General features: G+C 70.7%; 2 protein-coding genes. Both read left to right on the top strand.

Annotated features, from left to right (window positions below; genetic code table 11):
• Positions 1-30: 30 nt before the first annotated feature.
• Complete coding sequence (locus ACFRCR_RS18365; RefSeq protein WP_377679609.1) at positions 31-1,035, top strand: TIM barrel protein; 1,005 nt, start codon at positions 31-33, stop codon at positions 1,033-1,035.
• 26 nt (positions 1,036-1,061) lie between these two features.
• Positions 1,062-2,330 carry a hypothetical protein gene (locus tag ACFRCR_RS18360; protein ID WP_377679607.1) on the top strand — a complete coding sequence of 423 codons (1,269 nt, stop codon included), beginning with the start codon at positions 1,062-1,064 and terminating at the stop codon, positions 2,328-2,330.
• The last annotated feature ends 8 nt before the right edge of the window (positions 2,331-2,338 follow it).

Genomic DNA, 2,338 nt, shown 5'->3' with positions numbered 1-2,338 from the left:
GGCCACCGAACCTCACCTCGAAGGAGAGACATGAGTTCACACGAGCACTACCACGAGTCCATCCCGGCTCGGCCGATGAGCCGGCGGAACCTGCTCAAGGCCCTCGCGGCCTCGACGGTCGCCGTGGGCGTCGGCGCGACCCTGGGCCCGACGGCGGCATCGGCCCTCGGTGGCGTGGCCGCGGCCCCCAGCAGCGGACGCAACCGGCTGGTCCCGGTCAACCGGATCGGCATCCAGCTCTTCACCATCCGCGACAAGGTCAGCTCGCTCGGCTTCCGGGCCGTGTTCGAGGAGCTCGCCGACATCGGCTACTCCGAGGTCGAGTTCGCCGGGTACACGCAGGGCCAGATCGGCGCGATCACCCCCGCGCAGATCCGCCAGCTCCTCGACGACAACGGACTGCGGGCCGTGGGGTCGCACGTCAACCTCAACCCGAACAACATCGACGCCGAGATCGAGAAGGCGCTGATCCTCGGCATGCCGCACCTCGGTCAGGGCGGCCCGATCAACGGCACCAACACGGTCGCGGCGTGGACGGCCGCGGCGCAGACGTGGAACGCCATGGGGGAGAAGGCCAAGGCGGCGGGCCTCAAGCTCTACGCCCACAACCACGACGGAGAGTTCCGCTTCACGTCCGACGACCCGAACCGTCGCGTGTACGACCTGCTGTGGGACGAGTTCGACCCGTCGCTCGTCTACTTCGAGATGGACGTCTACTGGGCGCACGTCGGCCGGCACAAGTACCCCGGGTTCGAGCCCATCGAGTACATCAAGCGCGACCCGCGACGCTTCCCGATGCTGCACCTCAAGGACGGCAAGGCCAACCCGAGCAGCGCCAACGGCTACGACATCATCGAGTTCGGCGCCGGCAGCATCGACTACCAGTCCTTCCTCTCGCAGCTCCGCACGCGCGGCCAGCACTACGGCCTGTACGAGCAGGACAACGCGAGCTCGGTCGCCGAGCCGCCGAACCCCTTGAACTCGCTGGGCAACGCACGACGCAGCTACACCTCCATCTACGGCCTTCGCGGCTGACCCACCGAGATCACAGGAGAATCGACATGAAGTGGAAGGTTTCAGCAGCCGCTGCCGCAGCGTTCGCGCTGCTCGCGGTCGCCGCACCGTCGGCGCACGCCGCGGTCACGAACTGCACGACCGAGCTCGACGACACGGTCGTCGCGGGCGACCTGGTGGTCCCCGCAGGGGCGACCTGTGTCCTCGGCGGCACCACGGTCCAGGGGTCGATCACGGTCGGTGACGACGCGTGGCTCGACGCGACCGAGGCGGTCATCGAGGGCGACGTCGTCGCGACGGACGCCTATGGCGTCCTCATCGACGGTGCGAGCGTGGGCGGCGACATCAGCTCGTACACCGCGGGGTCCCGCACCGGGTTCCTCTACCTGTACGACCTGCGCGTGGGTGGCAGCGTCGCGACGGGCGGGGTCGACGTCGAGATCTCGGACACGAAGATCACGGGCAACCTCACGACGCAGGCCGCGACGTACGTCGACCTGCTGCGCACGAGCGTGGGCGGCGACGCGACGCTCGGTGACAGCGACTTCGGCGTGAGCGTCGGGGGCGCGGTCGTCGGGGGCAGCCTGTCCGTGACGGGCACGTCTCGCGACGCGCTCGTCGGCGCGAAGGCCGACGGGACCGCCGACCAGTGGGGCAACACGGTGGGTGGGGACCTCGTCCTGACCGGCAACACCGCGAACCTCCAGGTCGCGGGCACCACGGTCCACGGGGCCGTGCGCCTCGCGGACAACACCCCGGCGGCGAACTTCGGTCCGGGCAACACCGCGGGCTCGGTCGAGGGCGACCTCACCGGCACGGCTCCCGGCGCGCTCGCAGGGGGAGACCAGTCGGTCGCGGTCGTCATCCCCGAGCCGCGTCCGGGCGAGCTCACGTGGAGCCTCGAGGGCTCGACGGGTCTCGTCGACCTGGGCGTGGCCGAGGAGCAGGGCGACCACTTCGCGGCCTCGGGCGACCTGGTGCCGGTCCGTGTCACGGACACCCGCATCAACGCCCCGGCGTGGTCGGTCTCGGCGCAGGTCGGCGACTTCGTCGCCGGCGGCGAGACGGTGTCGGGCAAGTACCTCGGGTGGACGCCCGAGCTCCTGGAGAACGACGGCGGAGCGGTCGCGGGTGCGGCCGTCGCGTCGGGCTTCGTCGAGGGTGACGGCCTGTCCGTCGCCCGCACCCTGGGCAGCGCGGAGGCCGGGCACGCCCGCGGCTCCGCGGTCATCGGGGCGGAGCTGGACCTCAAGCTCCCGCTCTCGGTGAACGAGGGGACCTACAACGCGACGATGACGCTGACCGCGCTCAGCTAGTCACGCCG

The organism is Oerskovia sp. NPDC056781, from assembly GCF_042789955.1.
Lineage (GTDB): Bacteria > Actinomycetota > Actinomycetes > Actinomycetales > Cellulomonadaceae > Oerskovia > Oerskovia rustica.
Note: the sequence above shows the minus strand (reverse complement) of the source record. Positions and strands in the feature narration are given on the sequence as shown.